This is a genomic window from Enterobacter sp. FB (genome assembly GCF_000805795.1).
In the GTDB taxonomy this organism is placed as follows: domain Bacteria; phylum Pseudomonadota; class Gammaproteobacteria; order Enterobacterales; family Enterobacteriaceae; genus Enterobacter; species Enterobacter roggenkampii.
Genome location: NZ_JSZC01000008.1, coordinates 92,681 through 110,170 on the forward strand (window position 1 = coordinate 92,681; position 17,490 = coordinate 110,170).

Annotated in this window: 12 protein-coding genes, 1 rRNA gene and 1 riboswitch; of the genes, 9 read left to right on the top strand and 4 right to left on the bottom strand. The window is 56.3% G+C overall.

Translation table 11 applies throughout. The features are described 5' to 3' along the window. Positions 1–69: 69 nt before the first annotated feature. Both ppc and argE read right to left on the bottom strand, forming a co-directional pair. A complete protein-coding gene (ppc, locus tag PI91_RS05900; protein WP_023345106.1) occupies positions 70–2,721 on the bottom strand; it encodes a phosphoenolpyruvate carboxylase in 2,652 nt (883 codons plus the stop codon). Between the two features lie 246 nt (positions 2,722–2,967). After that, positions 2,968–4,119, bottom strand: coding sequence for an acetylornithine deacetylase (gene argE, locus PI91_RS05905; RefSeq protein ID WP_008501790.1), 1,152 nt, complete (start codon positions 4,117–4,119; stop codon positions 2,968–2,970). Between the two features lie 88 nt (positions 4,120–4,207). Here argE and argC point away from each other — a divergent pair, with 88 nt between their 5' ends. The 4 genes from argC (at position 4,208) to oxyR (ending at position 8,686) form a co-directional block, all read left to right on the top strand. Beyond that, complete coding sequence (gene argC, locus PI91_RS05910; protein WP_025912295.1) at positions 4,208–5,212, top strand: N-acetyl-gamma-glutamyl-phosphate reductase; 1,005 nt, start codon at positions 4,208–4,210, stop codon at positions 5,210–5,212. A 6-nt stretch (positions 5,213–5,218) separates the two neighbouring features. After that, on the top strand, positions 5,219–5,995 hold the full coding sequence (gene argB / locus PI91_RS05915; RefSeq protein WP_023616404.1) for an acetylglutamate kinase: 777 nt from the start codon (positions 5,219–5,221) through the stop codon (positions 5,993–5,995). Between the two features lie 105 nt (positions 5,996–6,100). Then, entirely contained in the window at positions 6,101–7,474 is a 1,374-nt protein-coding gene (argH, locus tag PI91_RS05920; protein ID WP_039265647.1) for an argininosuccinate lyase, read from the top strand. Between the two features lie 294 nt (positions 7,475–7,768). Continuing rightward, entirely contained in the window at positions 7,769–8,686 is a 918-nt protein-coding gene (gene oxyR / locus PI91_RS05925; RefSeq protein ID WP_039265648.1) for a DNA-binding transcriptional regulator OxyR, read from the top strand. Here the strand turns inward: oxyR and sthA are convergent. Beyond that, entirely contained in the window at positions 8,669–10,069 is a 1,401-nt protein-coding gene (gene sthA, locus PI91_RS05930; protein ID WP_039265649.1) for a Si-specific NAD(P)(+) transhydrogenase, read from the bottom strand. The genes oxyR and sthA overlap by 18 nt on opposite strands. 196 nt (positions 10,070–10,265) lie before the next feature. Between sthA and fabR the strand changes: the two genes are divergently transcribed. Then, a complete protein-coding gene (gene fabR, locus PI91_RS05935) occupies positions 10,266–10,904 on the top strand; it encodes an HTH-type transcriptional repressor FabR (protein WP_008501784.1) in 639 nt (212 codons plus the stop codon). Positions 10,905–10,913: 9 nt separating this feature from the next. Continuing rightward, positions 10,914–11,273, top strand: a complete 360-nt coding sequence (locus PI91_RS05940) for a YijD family membrane protein (protein WP_008501783.1) — start codon at positions 10,914–10,916, stop codon at positions 11,271–11,273. A 79-nt stretch (positions 11,274–11,352) separates the two neighbouring features. Here the strand turns inward: PI91_RS05940 and trmA are convergent, their stop codons facing one another. After that, positions 11,353–12,453, bottom strand: a complete 1,101-nt coding sequence (gene trmA / locus PI91_RS05945; RefSeq protein ID WP_039265650.1) for a tRNA (uridine(54)-C5)-methyltransferase TrmA — start codon at positions 12,451–12,453, stop codon at positions 11,353–11,355. Positions 12,454–12,557: 104 nt separating this feature from the next. Continuing rightward, positions 12,558–12,734: riboswitch (cobalamin riboswitch) on the top strand. 65 nt (positions 12,735–12,799) lie between these two features. Between trmA and btuB the strand changes: the two genes are divergently transcribed. From btuB to PI91_RS05960, 3 genes are all read left to right on the top strand, one after another. After that, a complete protein-coding gene (btuB, locus tag PI91_RS05950) occupies positions 12,800–14,647 on the top strand; it encodes a TonB-dependent vitamin B12 receptor BtuB (RefSeq protein ID WP_023326300.1) in 1,848 nt (615 codons plus the stop codon). Next, positions 14,592–15,443, top strand: coding sequence for a glutamate racemase (gene murI / locus PI91_RS05955; RefSeq protein ID WP_023293583.1), 852 nt, complete (start codon positions 14,592–14,594; stop codon positions 15,441–15,443). Before btuB ends, murI begins: the two co-directional genes overlap by 56 nt. 381 nt (positions 15,444–15,824) lie before the next feature. Next, positions 15,825–17,363, top strand: a 16S ribosomal RNA gene (locus PI91_RS05960). Positions 17,364–17,490 lie beyond the last annotated feature (127 nt).

Consider the following 17,490-nt stretch of genomic DNA (forward strand, 5'->3'; position numbering starts at 1 on the left):
TGGCGCTAACGCTTACCCGGCCTACTTATCGTAGGCCCGTGCAAGCGCAGCGCCGCCGGGCGTAAAGCATTAGCCGGTGTTACGCATACCTGCCGCAACGCCCGCAATCGTCACCATCAGCGCCTGTTCAACGCGTGGATCCGGCTCTTTCCCTTCTTCTTCTGCCAGACGCGAACGGTGCAGCAGCTCTGCCTGCAGGACGTTCAGCGGGTCGGTGTAGATGTTACGCAGCTGGATAGACTCGGCAATCCACGGCAGGTCCGCCATCAGGTGTGAGTCGTTAGCGATGTCCAGCACCACTTTGATGTCGCCTTCCAGCAGTTCGCGCAGCTCTTTGCCCAGCGCCCACAGCTCTGGCTTCACCAGGCGCTGATCGTAGTATTCCGCCAGCCACAGGTCGGCCTTCGAGAAGACCATCTCCAGCATTCCCAGACGGGTAGAGAAGAACGGCCAGTCGCGGCACATGGTTTCCAGTTCGCTCTGTTTACCGTCTTCCACCACTTTTTGCAGCGCGGCACCGGCACCCAGCCAGGCGGGCAGCATTAAGCGGTTCTGCGTCCAGGCGAAGATCCACGGAATGGCGCGCAGGGATTCAACGCCGCCGGTCGGACGACGCTTGGCAGGACGTGAGCCCAGCGGCAGTTTACCCAGCTCCTGCTCAGGCGTGGCTGAACGGAAGTAAGGCACGAAATCTTTGTTTTCACGCACATAGCCGCGGTACAGATCGCAGGAGATGTCTGACAGCTCGTCCATGATGCGGCACCAGGATTCTTTTGGCTCCGGCGGTGGCAGCAGGTTGGCTTCCAGGATCGCGCTGGTATAAAGCGACAGGCTGCTGATGGTCACTTCCGGCAGGCCGTACTTGAAGCGGATCATCTCGCCCTGCTCGGTCACGCGCAGGCCGCCTTTCAGGCTTCCCGGCGGCTGTGACAGCAGTGCCGCGTGTGCTGGCGCGCCGCCACGGCCAATGGAGCCACCGCGTCCGTGGAACAGGGTCAGCTCGATACCGGCTTTCTCGCAGGTTTTAATCAGTGCGTCCTGCGCCTGATACTGCGCCCAGGATGCCGCCATTACGCCCGCATCTTTTGCGGAGTCGGAATAGCCGATCATCACCATCTGTTTGCCCTGAATAAAGCCGCGATACCAGTCGATGTTCAGCAGCTGGCTCATCACGTCGTTGGCGTTGTTCAGGTCATCGAGGGTCTCAAACAGGGGGGCGACAGGCAGGGCGTAGTCGATGCCCGCTTCTTTCAGCAGAAGATGAACGCCCAGCACGTCGGACGGGGTTTTCGCCATGGAGATCACATAGGCGGCGACCGATCCTTTCGGCGCGTCAACGATCGCTTTACAGGTGTTGAGCACTTCGCGGGTATCGTTGCTTGGCTCCCAGTTGCGCGGCAGCAGAGGGCGCTTGGAGTTCAGCTCGCGGATCAGGAACGCCTGCTTGTCGGCTTCGGACCAGCTTTCATAGTCGCCGATGCCGAGATAGCGGGTCAGCTCGCCCAGCGCTTCGGTATGACGGGTACTTTCCTGACGCACGTCGATACGCACCAGCGGCACGCCGAAACACTTCACGCGACGCAGGGTGTCGAGCAGTTCGCCGTTGGCGATAATGCCCATCCCGCACGCCTGGAGTGATTTATAACAGGCGTACAGCGGCTCCCAGAGCTGTTCGTTCTGGCTGAGCAGGCCTTCTGGTTTTGGCAGACGCTGGCCTTTCAGGCGCGCTTCCAGCCAGGCCTGAGTGGCCATCAGCTGACCACGCAGTTTTTTCATCAGGAAACGGTACGGCTCGCTGGCGCCTTCTTCACCGGCCAGCGCGCGCAGTTCCGGCGTCGCTTCTACCATCGACAGCTCGGAGATCAGTACCTGAATGTCTTTCAGGAACAGATCGGTCGCTTTCCAGCGGCTCAGCAGCAGGACGTGACGGGTGATTTCTGCGGTGACGTTCGGGTTGCCGTCGCGGTCGCCGCCCATCCAGGAGGTAAAGCGCACCGGCACAAAGTCGACCGGCAGACGGTAGCCCAGGTTCGCTTCCAGCTGTTCGTTTAGCTCGCGCAGGTAGTTCGGTACCCCTTCCCACAGGCTGTTTTCCACCACCGCAAAGCCCCATTTAGCTTCGTCGACCGGGCTTGGGCGATGCTTACGAATTTCATCGGTGTGCCAGGACTGAGCAATCAGCTGGCGCAGGCGGCGCATCAGCTGGTTGCGTTCATAGTCGGCAATGTCTTTGTTATCCAGCTGTTTCAGGCAGTTGTTCACTTCCACCATTTTGTGGATCAGGGTGCGACGGGTGATCTCGGTTGGGTGAGCGGTCAGTACCAGCTCCAGCGAAAGTGACTCCACCGCTTTTTTGATGGTGGCTTCGTTGAGGTCTGGCTGGTCTTTCAGTTTACGAAGGGTGCGGGCAATGACTTCCGGGTTGCTGGCCGCTTCGCCGTTTGGCGAAATGCTGTGGTATTGCTCAGCGGTATTTGCCAGGTTCAGGAACTGGCTGAATGCGCGTGCAACGGGCAGCAGCTCGTCGTTCGAGAGGTTCTGCAAGGTGGTGAGCAGCTCCTGACGACTGGCCTCGTTACCGGCACGGGAAGATTTAGACAGCTTGCGGATGGTTTCAACGCGGTCGAGGATGTTCTCCCCCAACGCATCTTTGATGGTATCTCCAAGCACTTTGCCGAGCATACTGACATTACTACGCAACGCGGAATATTGTTCGTTCATAAAAACCCAGTCACCCCATCATTTTTGTTTATGCCCAGGCAAAAATCTTCTGGACATTATTTTGTCATCTCCCTTTATAAAGCCACGTAAAACCCCCGTCGTCAATTGCTGCGAAAACGGTTCAGCAAACGAATAAATGTGGGCAATTTACGAAATTTAATTCGCATTGCGTCAGATAAGAGATGCTTATGGAAATGTGACGGAGATCGCGGGATTTTCCCCTCTCTTCCGAGAGGGGAAAGGTCATTAATGCCAGCAGAAATGATGTACAACCTGGGTAATCAGTTCGCGGGTGGGCTTGATAAAGCGGGTTTCAAGATATTCATCCGGCTGGTGCGCCTGGTTGATGGAGCCAGGGCCAAGAACCAGCGTCGGGCACAGCGTCTGAATAAACGGCGCTTCGGTGCAGTAATTCACCACGTCAGTTTTTTCACCGAGCAGCTTTTCCACCACTTCGACCAGCTGATGGTCCGGCGGGCATTCATAACCCGGGATCGGCGGGTGCAGTTCCGAGACCGTCAGACGGCCCGGCCAGCGCTCACTCACCGGGGCCAGCGCTTCGTTCAGTAAACCATCCAGATCGCTCAGGGTCATGCCCGGCAGCGGTCGGATGTCCATGTGCAGCTCGCAGCAGGCGCAGATACGGTTCGAGGCATCACCGCCGTGCAGGCTGCCGAGATTGAGCGTTGGATACGGCACGGTGAACGCCTCATAGTGGTAACGCTCTTTCAGATCGTCGCGCAGGGTCATGATGCGGCCGATGGCGTCATGCATCAGCTCAATGGCGTTGACGCCGCGCGCCGGATCGCTGGAGTGGCCGGACTGGCCGAGCACGCGCACGGCGGTAGAGATATGGCCTTTATGTGCGCGAATCGGTTGCAGAGACGTCGGCTCGCCGATGATCGCGCAATCCGGACGAATCGACGTGTTTTCTGAGAAGTAGCGCGCGCCCGCCATGCTGGTCTCTTCATCGGCGGTCGCCAGAATGTAGAGCGGTTTTTTCAGCTTCGTCACGTCCACGTCACGCAGCGCGTCGAGGATAAAGGCGAAGAAGCCTTTCATGTCTGCGGTGCCCAGACCGTAGAGCTTGTTGTCGTGCTCGGTCAGGGTGAACGGATCGCGCGTCCAGCGGCCATCGTCAAACGGCACGGTGTCGGTGTGACCGGCCAGCAGCAGGCCGCCCGCACCGGTTCCGGTACTGGCGAGCAGGTTAAATTTGTGACGAGTGCCGGGGACGGGCTGAACCTCAACGTTAAACCCAAGATCGCTAAACCAACCCGCCAGCAGATTGATTAAAGACTCATTGCTCTGATCCAGCGCTTCTTCCGTTGCGCTGATGGACGGTGTGGCAATCAGGGCGCGGTAGATCTCGATAAATGGCGGTAAGTTCATTTTCATTGTTGACACACCTTAGGTCGTGATAGTATCAATATTCATGCAATAAATGTGAATAAAAATACATTAACGTTGAGCATAAAGGAACCCGATGTTGAATACGCTGATTGTAGGCGCTAGCGGTTATGCGGGCGCAGAGCTTGTAAGCTACGTGAATCGCCATCCACATATGACCATAACCGCTTTGACCGTGTCAGCGCAAAGCAATGATGCAGGAAAGTTAATTTCCGATTTGCATCCGCAGCTTAAGGGGCTGGTCGATCTGCCTTTGCAGCCCATGTCTGACATCAGCGAGTTTACCGACGGCGTCGACGTGGTGTTTTTAGCCACCGCACACGAGGTCAGCCACGACCTGGCGCCGCAGTTCCTGGCGGCCGGCTGCGTGGTCTTCGACCTCTCCGGCGCGTTCCGCGTTAACGACGGCGCGTTCTACGAAAAATATTACGGTTTCACCCATCAGCATCCGGATCTGCTTGAAAAAGCGGTGTACGGCCTGGCGGAGTGGAGCGCAGATAAACTGAAAGAAGCGGACCTGATTGCCGTTCCGGGCTGCTACCCGACGGCGGCGCAGCTTTCCCTGAAGCCGCTGATCGACGCGGGTCTACTGGATCTGAACCAGTGGCCGGTGATCAACGCCACCAGCGGCGTGAGCGGTGCAGGACGCAAGGCGGCGATTTCCAACAGCTTCTGCGAAGTGAGCCTTCAGCCGTATGGCGTGTTTAACCACCGCCATCATCCTGAAATCACCACCCATTTGGGCGCGGACGTGATTTTCACGCCGCATCTGGGCAGCTTCCCGCGTGGGATCCTCGAAACCATTACCTGCCGCCTGAAGCCGGGTGTGACCAAAGAACAGGTGAACGAGGTCTTCACGCAGGCGTATGCGGACAAACCGCTGGTGCGCCTGTACGACAAAGGCGTGCCGGCGCTGAAAAATGTGGTCGGCCTGCCGTTCTGCGATATCGGCTTTGCCGTGCAGGGTGAGCATCTCATCGTGGTGGCCGCAGAAGATAACTTACTGAAAGGCGCTGCCGCTCAGGCAATACAGTGTGCAAATATTCGTTTCGGTTTCCCGGAAACGCAGGCTCTTATTTAAGGTGTGATGATGAACCCATTAATTATCAAACTCGGTGGTGTACTGCTGGACAGCGAAGAAGCGCTGGAGCGTCTGTTTACCGCGCTGGTGAACTATCGCGAATCACACCAACGTCCGCTGGTGATTGTGCACGGCGGCGGCTGCGTGGTGGATGAGCTGATGAAAGGGCTCAACCTGCCGGTGATCAAGAAAAACGGCCTGCGCGTGACGCCTGCGGACCAGATTGACATTATCACCGGTGCGCTGGCGGGTACAGCGAACAAAACCCTGCTGTCCTGGGCGAAGAAACACCGCATTGCTTCCGTTGGCCTCTACCTGGGCGATGGCGACAGCGTAAAAGTGACCCAGCTCGACGAAGCGCTCGGTCACGTTGGACTGGCGCAGCCGGGTTCGCCTAAGCTGATTAACACGCTGCTGGAAGGCGGTTTCCTGCCGGTGGTGAGCTCTATCGGCGTGACCGAAGAGGGCGACCTGATGAACGTTAACGCTGACCAGGCGGCAACTGCACTGGCGGCAACGCTGGGTGCGGACCTGATCCTGCTTTCCGACGTGAGCGGCATTCTGGACGGAAAAGGCCAGCGCATTGCAGAAATGACTGCGGCAAAAGCCGAGCAGCTGATTGCGCAGGGCATCATCACCGACGGCATGATCGTGAAAGTGAACGCCGCGCTGGATGCGGCGCGCACGCTGGGCCGTCCGGTAGATATCGCCTCCTGGCGTCACGCGGAGCAGCTTCCGGCGCTGTTTAACGGCACGCCGATTGGCACGCGTATTCTGGCTTAAGATTCTGTGCCGGATGGCGCTTCGCTTATCCGGCCTACGTGAATTTTGTAGGCCCGGTAAGCGCAGCGCCACCGGGCTAAAATATCATCATTAAGGAAATTCGTTATGGCACTTTGGGGTGGGCGTTTTACACAGGCAGCGGATCAGCGGTTCAAACAGTTCAACGACTCTTTGCGCTTCGACTACCGCCTGGCCGAACAGGATATCGTCGGCTCTGTGGCCTGGTCCAAAGCGCTGGTGACGGTGGGCGTGCTGACCCCGGAGGAACAGCTGCAGCTGGAAGAGGCGCTGAACAACCTGCTGGAAGAGGTGCGTCTGGATCCGCAGCAAATCCTGCAGAGCGATGCCGAAGATATTCACAGCTGGGTGGAAGGCAAGCTGATCGACAAAGTTGGCCAGTTGGGTAAAAAGCTGCACACCGGTCGTAGCCGTAACGACCAGGTCGCCACCGACCTGAAGCTGTGGTGTAAAGATACCGTCGCGGAGCTGCTGGCGGCTAACCGTCAGCTGCAGACCGCGCTGGTGGAGACCGCACAGAACAATCAGGACGCGGTGATGCCGGGTTATACCCACCTGCAGCGCGCGCAGCCGGTGACCTTTGCGCACTGGTGTCTGGCCTACGTTGAGATGCTGGCGCGTGACGAAAGCCGTCTGCAGGATACCCTGAAGCGTCTGGACGTCAGCCCGCTGGGCAGCGGCGCGCTGGCGGGTACCGCTTACGAAATCGACCGTGAACAGCTGGCAGGCTGGCTGGGCTTTGCCTCCGCCACCCGCAACAGCCTGGACAGCGTCTCTGACCGCGACCACGTGCTGGAGCTGCTGTCGAATGCGTCTATCGGGATGGTGCATCTGTCGCGCTTTGCCGAAGATCTGATCTTCTTTAACTCTGGCGAAGCGGGCTTCGTCGAGCTGTCCGACCGCGTGACCTCAGGCTCATCCCTGATGCCGCAGAAGAAAAACCCGGACGCGCTGGAGCTGATCCGCGGCAAGTGTGGCCGCGTGCAGGGCGCGCTGACCGGCATGATGATGACCCTGAAAGGGCTGCCGCTGGCGTACAACAAAGATATGCAGGAAGACAAAGAGGGGCTGTTCGACGCGCTCGACACCTGGCTCGACTGTCTGCATATGGGCGCGCTGGTGCTGGACGGCATTCAGGTGAAGCGTCCGCGCTGTCAGGAAGCGGCGCAGCAGGGCTATGCGAACGCGACCGAGCTGGCGGATTACCTGGTGGGGAAGGGCGTACCGTTCCGTGAAGCTCACCATATTGTCGGTGAAGCGGTAGTGGAAGCCATTCGTCAGGGTAAACCGCTGGAAGATCTGGCGCTGGCCGATCTACAGAAATTCAGCGCGGTTATCGGGGATGATGTGTATCCGATTCTGGCGCTGCAGTCCTGCCTGGATAAGCGTGCGGCGAAAGGCGGCGTGTCGCCTAAGCAGGTGGCGCAGGCCATTGCGGAGGCGAAAAACCGCCTGATTTGATGCCTGAAACGTCGGGTGGCGGCTTCGCCTTACCCGACCTACAAAACCCCAGCCCAACCCTGAGTTGGGCTTTTTTACGCAAAAAAAAGCGGACCACGGGGTCCGCAAAAGTTCACGTTGGCTTTAGTTGTTCGAGTTTTGAGAGAAACTCGCTGACGGTGCGGGGACGTCAAGGGTCAAACACGTGCCGCCTCGTCTATGTGGTGTATTATTCAACAGAATGCTTGATAGGGATAATCGTTCGTTGCTATGCTATCTATCGCCATGAACTATCGTGGCGACGGAGGATGAATAATGAATATTCGTGATCTTGAATACCTGGTAGCGTTAGCCGAGCATCGTCACTTTCGCCGCGCGGCAGATTCCTGCCACGTCAGCCAGCCCACGCTGAGCGGCCAGATCCGCAAGCTTGAAGACGAGCTGGGCGTGATGCTGCTGGAGCGCACCAGTCGTAAGGTTCTGTTCACACAGGCAGGTCTTCTGCTGGTGGATCAGGCGCGCACCGTGCTGCGCGAGGTCAAAGTGCTCAAGGAAATGGCAAGCCAGCAGGGGGAGGCCATGTCCGGCCCGCTGCATATTGGCCTGATCCCAACCGTTGGCCCGTACCTGTTACCGCACATCATTCCGATGCTGCACCAGACGTTCCCGAAACTCGAAATGTACCTGCATGAAGCGCAGACGCATCAGCTGCTGGCGCAGCTGGACAGCGGCAAGCTCGACTGCGCCATTCTGGCACTGGTAAAAGAGAGTGAAGCCTTTATTGAAGTGCCGCTGTTCGATGAGCCGATGATGCTGGCGGTCTATGAAGATCACCCGTGGGCGAACCGCGATCGCGTGCCGATGGCCGATCTGGCGGGTGAAAAGCTGCTGATGCTGGAAGACGGCCACTGCCTGCGCGACCAGGCGATGGGCTTCTGTTTCGAAGCGGGTGCTGATGAAGATACCCACTTCCGCGCAACCAGCCTGGAAACCCTGCGAAATATGGTCGCGGCGGGAAGTGGTATTACGCTGCTGCCTGCGCTGGCGGTGCCGCACGAGCGTAAACGTGATGGCGTGGTCTACTTGCCGTGCATTAAGCCAGAGCCGCGTCGTACGATTGGCCTGGTCTATCGTCCTGGGTCACCGCTGCGCAGCCGCTATGAGCAGCTGGCAGAGGCCATCCGCGGTGCGATGGATGGCCATTTTGACAGCGCGTTAAAACAGGCGGTTTAAGCCGTTCAGCGCGGCTACCCGATAGGCTTCCGCCATGGTCGGGTAGTTAAAGGTGGTGTTGACGAAGTACTCAATGGTGTTACCACCACCTTTCTGCTCCATGATCGCCTGGCCGATATGAATGATTTCCGCGGCGCGTTCACCAAAGCAGTGAATCCCAAGGATCTCTTTCGTCTCGCGATGGAACAGAATTTTCAGCGTACCCACGCTCATCCCCACGATTTGCGCCCGCGCCAGATGTTTAAACTGCGCACGACCCACCTCGTAAGGCACCTTCATTGACGTCAGCTGCTGCTCGGTTTTGCCGACTGAGCTGATTTCCGGGATGGTGTAGATACCCGTCGGGATATCTTCGATCAGATGCGCCGTCGCTTCGCCTTTCACCAGCGCCTGAGCGGCAATGCGGCCCTGGTCGTAAGCGGCTGAGGCCAGGCTTGGGTAGCCAATCACGTCGCCGACCGCGTAAACGTGCGGCAGGGCGGTCTGATACATGCTGTTGACCTTCAGCTGACCGCGGCTGTCGGTCTCAAGCCCGATATTTTCCAGCTTCAGAGAATCGGTGTTGCCGGTACGGCCGTTGGCGTACAGCAGGCAGTCCGCTTTCAGCTTCTTGCCTGACTTGAGGTGCATGATCACCCCGTCGTCGCAGCCTTCGATCTTCTCGTACTCTTCGTTGTGGCGAATGACCACGCCGCTGTTCCAGAAGTGGTAGGAGAGGGAGTCCGACATCTCCTGATCGAGGAAGGCCAGCAGGCGGTCGCGAGTATTGATCAGGTCAACTTTGACGTCCATTCCGCGGAAGATCGACGCATATTCGCAACCAATGACCCCTGCGCCATAGATAATGACGTGGCGGGGTTCATGGTGCAGGCTCAGAATCGAGTCGCTGTCGTAGACGCGCGGGTGCGAGAAGTCCACGTCGGCCGGATGGTACGGGCGTGAACCGCAGGCAATCACAAATTTTTCAGCGGTGATGGTTTCAACCGACCCGTCGTGGCATTCGAGTGCCAGGGTGTGTTCATCCACAAAATGCGCGTTGCCCTGCAAAATTTCACAGTGGTTACGCTCATAAAACCCCTGACGCATGCGCGTCTGCTGGTTAATGACGGTATCCGCGTGATTCAGGATGTCGGCAAAAGAGGAACGAAGAAGTCGGGAGTGGTCGCTGTAAAGAGGATTCTGGTTAAATTCGATAATGCGGCTAACGGCGTGGCGGAGGGCTTTCGAAGGGATGGTGCCCCAGTGGGTGCAACCGCCGCCGACATTATGGTAGCGCTCAATGACCGCTACTCTGGCTCCCTGTTTCACCAGACCCATAGCAGCGCCTTCGCCGCCGGGGCCGGAACCAATAACTATTGCGTCGTAATCGTAGGAATGTGGCATGGTAAGGCTTACCTGTTCTTATACATAAAAGCAACAGAATCATAACATCATTGCCAGAGTAACCCAATTATCGTTGTGCTTTTTTCCGGCAGTGGAGCACAAACCGCACGTAAACAATCATTCACAAAGCCAGGTAAACAGATTAATTTTATTCTCTGGTATAGTGCCATCAGGCCTTTGGAAGGATTCAACTATCGTGATGGGCGTAAGAGCACAACAAAAAGAGAAAACCCGGCGTTCGCTGGTGGAAGCCGCATTCAGTCAACTGAGTGCTGAGCGAAGTTTTGCCAGTTTGAGCCTGCGCGAAGTCGCACGCGAGGCCGGGATTGCGCCAACGTCCTTCTATCGTCACTTCCGTGATGTGGATGAACTGGGCCTGACCATGGTCGACGAGAGCGGTTTGATGCTGCGCCAGCTGATGCGCCAGGCGCGTCAGCGTATCGCCAAAGGGGGCAGCGTGATCCGTACCTCCGTGTCGACCTTTATGGAATTTATCGGCAATAACCCCAACGCGTTTCGTCTGCTTCTGCGCGAGCGTTCGGGCACATCGGCGGCGTTTCGTGCCGCCGTCGCGCGCGAAATTCAGCACTTCATCGCGGAACTTGCCGACTATCTTGAACTCGAAAACCATATGCCGCGTGCGTTTACCGAAGCACAGGCCGAGGCGATGGTGACGATTGTTTTCAGCGCAGGTGCCGAAGCGCTGGATGTCAGCATTGAACAACGCAAGCAGCTTGAAGAGCGACTGGTATTGCAGCTCAGGATGATCTCCAAAGGCGCGTACTACTGGTATCGCCGTGAACAAGAGAAATTGGCACATCAAACCGAAGAGTGAAGGTGAGTAATGAAACAGTCAGGTCAGGATAAAGGGACGCTGTTGCTGGCATTGATCGCTGGCTTATCCATTAATGGTACGTTCGCCGCTATTTTTAGCTCCATCGTGCCGTTTTCGATTTTCCCGCTGATTGCGCTGGTGCTGACGGTGTACTGCCTGCATCAACGCTACCTGAACCGCACCATGCCGGTGGGGTTGCCGGGGCTGGCCGCCGCCTGCTTTATTCTGGGCGTATTGCTGTACAGCACGGTGGTGCGCGCGGAGTATCCGGATATCGGCTCTAACTTCTTCCCTGCGGTACTGTCTGTTGCGCTGGTGTTCTGGATTGGCTCGCGCATGCGTAGCCGTAAGAGCCAGTTACCAGAGTAATGAATTATTTGTAGGGCAGGTAAGCGAAGCGCCACCTGCCAAAAACGCCGGATGGCGCTACGCTTATCCGGCCTACAGATCACCGTGCGGTAAGTAAAACGCCGCACTCCATATGGTGCGTATACGGGAACTGATCGAACAGCGCCAGACGTTCAACCTTGTGCGTCTGGCTTAACGTTTCCAGGTTTTTGCACAGCGTCTCCGGGTTACACGAGATGTACAAAATGCGCGGGTACGCCTGCACCATCTTCTCGGTTTCGCTGTCCAGGCCACTGCGCGGCGGGTCGACAAAAATCGTCTCACACTGGTAGCTCTTCAGATCGATTCCTTCCAGACGGTTAAACTGGCGTACGCCGTTCATTGCCTGCGTGAACTCTTCTGCGGCCATACGAACGATCTGCACGTTGTCGATATGGTTGGCGGCAATGTTGTACTGCGCGGCGGCCACCGACGGTTTGGCGATTTCGGTTGCCAGAACGCGCTCGAAGTTACGCGCCAGCGCCAGCGAGAAGTTGCCGTTACCGCAGTAGAGTTCAAGCAGATCGCCCTTAGACCCTTCCGTCGCCTTCAGCGCCCACTCCAGCATCTGCACGTTCATCGCGGCGTTCGGCTGGGTAAAACTGTTCTCCACCTGACGATAGACCATCTCTTTACCCGCCACCGGCAGGCGCTCGTCGACGTAGTCCTGATCCAGCATGATTTTGGTTTTTGTCGCACGGCCAATCAGGTGAACGTTGATGTTCTGCGCACGCAGCGCATCACGCAGGGCTTCGGCCTGCTCGCGCCACTCGTCGTTCAGGGCTTTGTGGTATAGCAGGGAGACAATCGCCTGGTTACTTTGCGTGGTCAGGTAGTCAATCTGGAACAGCTTGTGGCGCAGCACCGGGTTGTTACGCACGCCTTCAACGATCAGCGTCATCAGCTGATTGATAAGCTCGCTCGCTGCCGGGAAGCTGTCCACGCGAATGCGGGACTTCGTCTGCTGATCGAAAATGATGTGGTACAGGTCGTCACCGTCGTGCCAGATGCGGAACTCGGCACGCATGCGGTAGTGGCTGACAGGAGAGCGGAACACCTCGGGAACGGGCGCGTTGAAAGGCGTCATCATACTTTGCAGGCGGACGACTTTCTCTGCCAGCTGCGCGTCGTACTGTTCTGTCGGGAGGTGTTCTGGGGTCATGATGCGTCCTGAGTGATAAAGAATTACGCGGCGATTGTAGGCATTGTTCAGGGGATGTCCAGAGTTAATGGCCAATAGCTGTCTGGACATCCATACGTGTCTAATTGTAGCATTCTGTTTCCGGTCTCCTGAGAGTGAAAAGGGAATCCAGTGTAAATCTGGAGCTGACGCGCAGCGGTAAAGACTGGCGGGATGAGCGTTGTAGACACTGTGAAAATGGGAAGTCTTCATCCTTATATAGCCACCTAGCCCGAAGACCTGCCGGGATCACGTCGCATTTGGTTTCATCATCGCGTGCTATCGATGAGGCCTGCGGCATCCTTCTTATATTGTGGATGCTTTAACAATGATTAAAAAAGTATCGCTGCTGACGGCGTTGTCCGTCACGGCATTTTCGGGCTGGGCGCAGGATAGCGCAGACTCGTTGGTGGTGACGGCAAATCGTTTTGAACAACCTGAAAAAACTATTCTGGCAGCAACCTCGGTTGTGACGCGTGCCGATATTGACCGTTGGCAGTCAACCTCGGTGCTGGACGTTATGCGTCGCCTGCCCGGCGTGGATACGGCGCAAAGTGGTGGGATGGGGCAACTCTCCTCTCTCTTTATCCGTGGCACCAACTCCAGCCACGTCCTGATCCTTGTTGATGGGATCCGCCTTAACCAGGCGGGCGTCACGGGGTCGTCCGATCTCAGCCAGTTCCCAATCTCCCTGGTGCAGCGAATCGAATATGTTCGTGGACCGCGTTCGGCGGTATACGGCTCAGACGCGATTGGTGGTGTCGTAAACATTATTACTACTCGTGCGAAGGACGGTACCACGCTGAATGCTGGCGTAGGCTCACACGGCTATCAGAATTATGGCGGCAGTACTCAGCAAACACTGGGTGACAGCACGCGCGTCACGCTTGCGGGTGATTACACCTATACCAAAGGGTTTGATGTGGTTGCGGACGGCAACAATGGTGGCCTTGCCCAGACCGATCGCGACGGTTTTATGAATAAAACGCTCTACGGCGCACTGGATCACGCATTCTCAGACCAGTGGAGCGGTTTTGTTCGCGGCTTTGGCTACAGCAACCGTACGGCCTACGACGGCTACTACAGCTCCTTTACCCCTGACGTACTGGTCGATACCCGCCAGCTCTATAGCCAGACCTGGGATGCAGGATTGCGCTTCAACGATGACATCTTCCATTCGCAGCTGCTCACCAGCTATAGCCACAGCAAGGACTATAACTACGACCCAAATTTAGGCCGCTACGATTCGACAGCCACGCTGGATGAAATCAAACAGTACAACGTCCAGTGGCTTAACTCCGTTGATGTTGGCCATGGGAACATTGGCGCGGGCGTTGACTGGCAGAAGCAGAGCACCGAGCCGGGTACAAACTACGTGACCAACGGCTACGACCTGCGTAACACCGGCGTCTACCTGACCGGGCTGCAGCAGTTTGGTGACTTCACCCTGGAAGGGGCGGTTCGCAGCGATGACAACTCTCAGTTCGGTCGTCATGGCACCTGGCAAAGCAGTGCGGCCTGGGAGTTCGTGGAGGGTTACCGTTTCGTTGCTTCTTATGGTACGGCCTATAAGGCACCAAATCTGGGTCAACTCTACGGTTTCTATGGCAATGACCATCTTGATCCAGAAGAGAGCAAGCAGTGGGAAGGTGCGTTTGAAGGCCTGACGGCGGGCGTGAGCTGGCGCGTATCCGGCTACCGTAATGACGTTGATAATCTCATCGACTTCGATAATAACCTTCAGCAATATTACAACGTCGGTAAAGCGCGCATTAAAGGCGTGGAAGCGACAGCATCGTTTGATACGGGTCCGTTGACGCATACTGTTGGCTATGACTACGTAGATGCCCGAAATGCCGCAACCAACGAACTTCTGGATCGTCGTGCTAAGCAGCAGGTGAAATATCAGCTCGACACGCAGATCTATGATTTCGACTGGAGTCTGACTTATCACTATCTCGGTACGCGTTACGACACTGACTTTGGTACTTACCCGTCTGAGAAAGTAAAAATGGGCGGTGTAAGCCTGTGGGATGTCGCAGTTTCGTATCCTGTCACCTCACACCTTACAGTTCGTGGTAAAATAGCCAACCTGTTCGATAAAGATTACGAGACAGTTTATGGCTACCAAACTGCAGGACGGGAATACACCTTGTCTGGCAGCTACACCTTCTAATCCGCGCCCTACCGTGCTGGTGTTTGATTCCGGCGTCGGTGGGCTTTCGGTCTATGATGAGATTCGGCATCTCCTGCCGGATCTCCATTACATCTACGCCTTCGATAACGTCGCTTTCCCGTATGGGGAAAAGAGCGAAGATTTTATTGTCGAGCGCGTGGTGGAAATCGTCACTGCGGTACAACAGCGTTATCCCCTTGCGCTGGCCGTTATCGCGTGTAATACGGCGAGCACCGTTTCTCTTCCCGCCCTGCGTGAAAAATTCCAGTTCCCGGTTGTGGGCGTCGTCCCGGCAATAAAGCCTGCCGCGCGTCTGACGGCGAACGGCATTGTGGGCCTGCTGGCCACGCGAGGTACGGTAAAGCGTCCTTATACCCGCGAGCTGATCGACCGTTTCGCCAACGAATGCCAGATTGCGATGCTCGGTTCGGCTGAGCTGGTAGAGATGGCGGAAGCGAAGCTGCATGGCAAGGCGGTATCACTCGACGAGCTGCGTCGTATTCTTCGTCCGTGGCTGCGGATGCCTGAACCCCCGGATACCGTTGTGTTGGGCTGTACCCACTTCCCGCTACTCCAGGAAGAGCTATTAGAGGTGCTGCCGGAGGGGACACGCCTGGTGGATTCCGGTGCGGCTATCGCCCGTCGTACGGCCTGGTTGCTGGAGCATGAAGCCCCGGATGCGAAATCTACGGATGCGAATATCGCGTTTTGTATGGCGTTAACAAAAGAAACTGAACAACTTTTACCCGTTTTACGCCGTTATGGCTTTGAAACGCTCGAAAAACTGGCGCTATAGCACGGTTTTGAGCAAAAAAGAGACGGTTGAAAGTTTTTTTTAAAAGAGGGGTTGTCAACGTCTGAGAACTCCCTATAATGCGCCTCCACTGACACGGAACAACGGCTTGCAGGCCGCCGGGTTAGCGGGGTTCAGAGATGAACGCCAACAGAGAAAAGCGAAAATAATCACTTGACTCTGAATGAGGAAAGCGTAATATACGCCACCTCGCAACGGTGAGCGAAAGCCGCGTTGCACTGCTCTTTAACAATTTATCAGACAATCTGTGTGGGCACTCAAAGTGACATGGATTCTTAACGTCCTCGGACGAAAAATGAATACCAAGTCTCTGAGTGAACATACGTAATTCATTACGAAGTTTAATTCACGAGCATCAAACTTAAATTGAAGAGTTTGATCATGGCTCAGATTGAACGCTGGCGGCAGGCCTAACACATGCAAGTCGAGCGGCAGCGGAAAGTAGCTTGCTACTTTGCCGGCGAGCGGCGGACGGGTGAGTAATGTCTGGGAAACTGCCTGATGGAGGGGGATAACTACTGGAAACGGTAGCTAATACCGCATAACGTCGCAAGACCAAAGAGGGGGACCTTCGGGCCTCTTGCCATCAGATGTGCCCAGATGGGATTAGCTAGTAGGTGGGGTAACGGCTCACCTAGGCGACGATCCCTAGCTGGTCTGAGAGGATGACCAGCCACACTGGAACTGAGACACGGTCCAGACTCCTACGGGAGGCAGCAGTGGGGAATATTGCACAATGGGCGCAAGCCTGATGCAGCCATGCCGCGTGTATGAAGAAGGCCTTCGGGTTGTAAAGTACTTTCAGCGGGGAGGAAGGCGTTGAGGTTAATAACCTCAGCGATTGACGTTACCCGCAGAAGAAGCACCGGCTAACTCCGTGCCAGCAGCCGCGGTAATACGGAGGGTGCAAGCGTTAATCGGAATTACTGGGCGTAAAGCGCACGCAGGCGGTCTGTCAAGTCGGATGTGAAATCCCCGGGCTCAACCTGGGAACTGCATTCGAAACTGGCAGGCTAGAGTCTTGTAGAGGGGGGTAGAATTCCAGGTGTAGCGGTGAAATGCGTAGAGATCTGGAGGAATACCGGTGGCGAAGGCGGCCCCCTGGACAAAGACTGACGCTCAGGTGCGAAAGCGTGGGGAGCAAACAGGATTAGATACCCTGGTAGTCCACGCCGTAAACGATGTCGACTTGGAGGTTGTGCCCTTGAGGCGTGGCTTCCGGAGCTAACGCGTTAAGTCGACCGCCTGGGGAGTACGGCCGCAAGGTTAAAACTCAAATGAATTGACGGGGGCCCGCACAAGCGGTGGAGCATGTGGTTTAATTCGATGCAACGCGAAGAACCTTACCTACTCTTGACATCCAGAGAACTTTCCAGAGATGGATTGGTGCCTTCGGGAACTCTAGACAGGTGCTGCATGGCTGTCGTCAGCTCGTGTTGTGAAATGTTGGGTTAAGTCCCGCAACGAGCGCAACCCTTATCCTTTGTTGCCAGCGGTGCCGGGAACTCAAAGGAGACTGCCAGTGATAAACTGGAGGAAGGTGGGATGACGTCAAGTCATCATGGCCCTTACGAGTAGGGCTACACACGTGCTACAATGGCGCATACAAAGAGAAGCGACCTCGCGAGAGCAAGCGGACCTCATAAAGTGCGTCGTAGTCCGGATTGGAGTCTGCAACTCGACTCCATGAAGTCGGAATCGCTAGTAATCGTAGATCAGAATGCTACGGTGAATACGTTCCCGGGCCTTGTACACACCGCCCGTCACACCATGGGAGTGGGTTGCAAAAAAGAAGTAGGTAGCTTAACCTTCGGGAGGGCGCTTACCACTTTGTGATTCATGACTGGGGTGAAGTCGTAACAAGGTAACCGTAGGGGAACCTGCGGTTGGATCACCTCCTTACCTTAAAACCTGCCTTTGTAGTGCTCACACAGATTGTCTGATGAAAAACAGCAGTAAAATCTCTGCAGGCTTGTAGCTCAGGTGGTTAGAGCGCACCCCTGATAAGGGTGAGGTCGGTGGTTCAAGT

What these genes read in the sequence shown, in the direction of transcription:
- ppc (WP_023345106.1), bottom strand. Translation starts at nt 2,721, where the DNA reads ATGAACGAACAATATTCCGCGTTGCGTAGTAATGTCAGTATGCTCGGC.
- argE (WP_008501790.1), bottom strand. Translation starts at nt 4,119, where the DNA reads ATGAAAATGAACTTACCGCCATTTATCGAGATCTACCGCGCCCTGATT.
- argC (WP_025912295.1), top strand. Translation starts at nt 4,208, where the DNA reads ATGTTGAATACGCTGATTGTAGGCGCTAGCGGTTATGCGGGCGCAGAG.
- argB (WP_023616404.1), top strand. Translation starts at nt 5,219, where the DNA reads ATGATGAACCCATTAATTATCAAACTCGGTGGTGTACTGCTGGACAGC.
- argH (WP_039265647.1), top strand. Translation starts at nt 6,101, where the DNA reads ATGGCACTTTGGGGTGGGCGTTTTACACAGGCAGCGGATCAGCGGTTC.
- oxyR (WP_039265648.1), top strand. Translation starts at nt 7,769, where the DNA reads ATGAATATTCGTGATCTTGAATACCTGGTAGCGTTAGCCGAGCATCGT.
- sthA (WP_039265649.1), bottom strand. Translation starts at nt 10,069, where the DNA reads ATGCCACATTCCTACGATTACGACGCAATAGTTATTGGTTCCGGCCCC.
- PI91_RS05940 (WP_008501783.1), top strand. Translation starts at nt 10,914, where the DNA reads ATGAAACAGTCAGGTCAGGATAAAGGGACGCTGTTGCTGGCATTGATC.
- trmA (WP_039265650.1), bottom strand. Translation starts at nt 12,453, where the DNA reads ATGACCCCAGAACACCTCCCGACAGAACAGTACGACGCGCAGCTGGCA.
- btuB (WP_023326300.1), top strand. Translation starts at nt 12,800, where the DNA reads ATGATTAAAAAAGTATCGCTGCTGACGGCGTTGTCCGTCACGGCATTT.
- murI (WP_023293583.1), top strand. Translation starts at nt 14,592, where the DNA reads ATGGCTACCAAACTGCAGGACGGGAATACACCTTGTCTGGCAGCTACA.